The organism is Cyanobium sp. LEGE 06143 (assembly GCF_015207535.1).
Taxonomy (GTDB): domain Bacteria; phylum Cyanobacteriota; class Cyanobacteriia; order PCC-6307; family Cyanobiaceae; genus NIES-981.
In genome coordinates this window covers 1-2,602 of the sequence record NZ_JADEWP010000259.1, presented here as the reverse complement: position 1 = coordinate 2,602, position 2,602 = coordinate 1, and the positions used below count along the sequence as shown (strand labels likewise).

The window sequence follows — 2,602 nt, the reverse complement described above, 5'->3', positions numbered from 1 at the left end:
TCGCGCCTCGTGCGCTTCTTGGCCGTGGTCTGCTCGTAATCACCGAATCCGAGCTGCTTGCTGCCCATGAACCCAGTCCGCGCCTGCGATTACAGGGATATTTTCGCGCGGATGGCTCGGGTTTTCCCGAGCCTCCTTAGCGCCCCAGTGCCGCAACCAGCCCCTTGAACCTGGCCTGCTGTTCTTTGTGGTTCACGATCGTTTCCGGGTAGCCGCGCCGCTCCAGAGGTGCGATGGCACCGCTGATCAGATCGGCCTTGGCCACATGGCGCAGCTCCGGCAGCCAGGTGCGGATGTAGTGGGCCTCCGGGTCGAACTTGGCGGCCTGGGTGAAGGGGTTGAAGATGCGCAGCGGTTTGGGGTCCATGCCGCTGCTGGCGCTCCACTGCCAGCCGCCGTTGTTGGCGGCCAGGTCGCCATCCACCAGATGGCGCATGAACTGGCGTTCGCCCATCCGCCAGTCGCAGATCAGGTCTTTCACCAGGAAGGAGGCCACGATCATGCGGCAGCGGTTGTGCATCCAGCCGCTGGCGTTGAGCTGCCGCATCGCCGCATCCACGATCGGCACGCCGGTGAGGCCGTGGCACCAGGCCTGGAAGCGCCCGGCATCGTTCTCCCAGGGGAAGCGCTGCCACTTGGCCCGGTAGGGGCCATCGGCCAGCTCGGGGAAATGGAACAGGGCCTGCTGATAGAACTCGCGCCACGCCAGCTCCTGCTCCCACACCGTGATCGACTGCTCGGCCTCGCTGCTGCGGGCCAGCTGGCGGGCCTGCTGGGCGGCGGCCCAGGCCTGGCGCGGGCTGAGGCTGCCGAACTTCAGTGCTGCGCTCAGCCCGGAGGTGCCGGCCTCACCGGGCAGGTTGCGGCCCGGCTCGTAGCCCAGCAGCGGCCCGCCATCGCAGAAGGCCTGCAGCTGCTCCAGGGCGGCGGCTTCGCCGGGGCGGCAGGGGCAGAGATCGCTGCCCGTGAAGCTGTGGGGCAGATGGAGCCCGGTGTGGGGATCGGGGCGCACGAGCGCCAACGCCTCGTTGGCGCCCTCCAGCAGCGCTGCCAGCTGGGACGGAGCCAGATCGAGCAGAGCGCTGGGCGCTTCCACGGGCTCCAGGCCGCCGCTGCTGGCGTGCCCCTGGCCGGAGCGGGCTTCCACCTGAGCAMGCCAGTTGCGCCAGAAGGGGCTATACACCCGGTAGGGATCACCCTGGCCGGTGCGCAGCGCCTCCGGCGGGATCAGCACTTGGTCCCAGTCCACCAGCAGCCGCTGACCCTGGTTCTGCAGGGCCGCCGCCACCCGTCGGTCGCGCTCGCGGCCGTAGGGCTCCACATCCTTGTTCCAGGCCACCACCGCCGCGCCGAGCTGCCGGGCCAGGGCCGGCAGCACCAGGGCCGGCTCGCCCCGCAGCACCAGCAGCCGGCTGCCGGCCTGACGCCAGCGCTGCTCCAGCTCCCTGAGGCACTCGGCCAGGAACCACAGCCTGGCGGGGGCCAGGTCCGGCGCCTCTAGCAGGCCTGGATCCAGCACGAACACGCCTGTCACGGCCGGGGTGGCCCGCGCCGCGGCGGCCAGGCCGAGGTTGTCGGCCAGGCGCAGGTCGCGGCGGTGCCAGAACAGCCAGCGCTCAGAGCGAGCTCCCGCCGCCGCCATCAGAGCCCCAGCAGCTGCTTGGCCCGCAGCCAGGCGCTCACGCTCTTGCCATCGAGGTATTCATCGCCGCTGGCCAGGGCCGCCTCCAGCTCCTCGGGCTGCAGCAGCAGCACCTCCAGGTCTTCGTCGTCGTCGCCGGGCGGCTGATCGGTGAGGGCCGTGAGCTGGCGGGCCAGGAAGAGGTGGATCACCTCATCGGAATAGCCGGGGCAGGGCAGCAGGGTGCCGAGCGGATCCCAGCGTTCGGCGGCATAGCCCGCCTCCTCCTGCAGCTCCCGGCGCATCGTGCTCAGGGGCGTTTCGCCCGGATCCAGGGTGCCGGCGGGGAACTCCAGCAGCCTGGTAGCCACCGCGAAGCGGTACTGGCGCAGCAGCACCAGGCGGCCGTCGTCGAGCACCGGCACCGCCAGGGAGGCTCCCGGGTGGCGAATCACGCCGAAGCTGGCCTCAAGCCCTATGGGTAGGGCCACCCGGTTCACCTCAAAGCGCAGCTTGCGGGCCTGCAGGGTGGCGATGGTGTCGAGATGGCGCGCGGGCTCGGGAGCGGGCAGGGGCGCCATGGCAAGCGAGGTGGGGTTGGTCCCCAGCATGGCGCTCGGGGCGATCAGCAGCCCTCAGGGTTGTTGCCAGGCCGTCCAGCGCCCGTTGCGGTAGGCCGGCGCCCAGCCTTCGGGCCCGCTGTGTTGGGAGCTGGTGATCAGCACGCTGGCGCCCTGGTCGTCGGCCAGGCGTCCCAGGGCGGCCGGCGGCAAGGCGCCGTAGGCCGCCAGAAGCCGATCGCGGGCCTGCCAGCCGCCCGGGCCCTGCCACACCCCGCGACTGCCGCCGGCGAGGGCCGTGAGGCGTTCAAACCAGGTCTGAAGGGCCAGGGCGGAAGTGGGGATCTGCTTGAACTGCACGACGCCGGGCCGGCCCGTCTGCAGGGAGATGTCCTCAAAGCCGGAAGGTGGTGCCAGCAAC

At 71.0% G+C, this 2,602-nt stretch carries 3 protein-coding genes; all 3 read right to left on the bottom strand.

Features of this window, described 5'->3' with window-relative positions:
• Positions 1 to 136: 136 nt before the first annotated feature.
• A complete protein-coding gene (locus IQ216_RS13225; protein WP_193815838.1) occupies positions 137 to 1,642 on the bottom strand; it encodes an FAD-binding domain-containing protein in 1,506 nt (501 codons plus the stop codon).
• Entirely contained in the window at positions 1,642 to 2,202 is a 561-nt protein-coding gene (locus IQ216_RS13220; RefSeq protein WP_193815839.1) for an NUDIX hydrolase, read from the bottom strand. Before IQ216_RS13220 ends, IQ216_RS13225 begins: the two co-directional genes overlap by 1 nt.
• Before the next feature lie 54 nt (positions 2,203 to 2,256).
• Positions 2,257 to 2,602, bottom strand: a 346-nt coding sequence (locus tag IQ216_RS13215; protein ID WP_193815837.1) for a DUF6798 domain-containing protein, incomplete at its 5' end; no start/stop codon positions are given.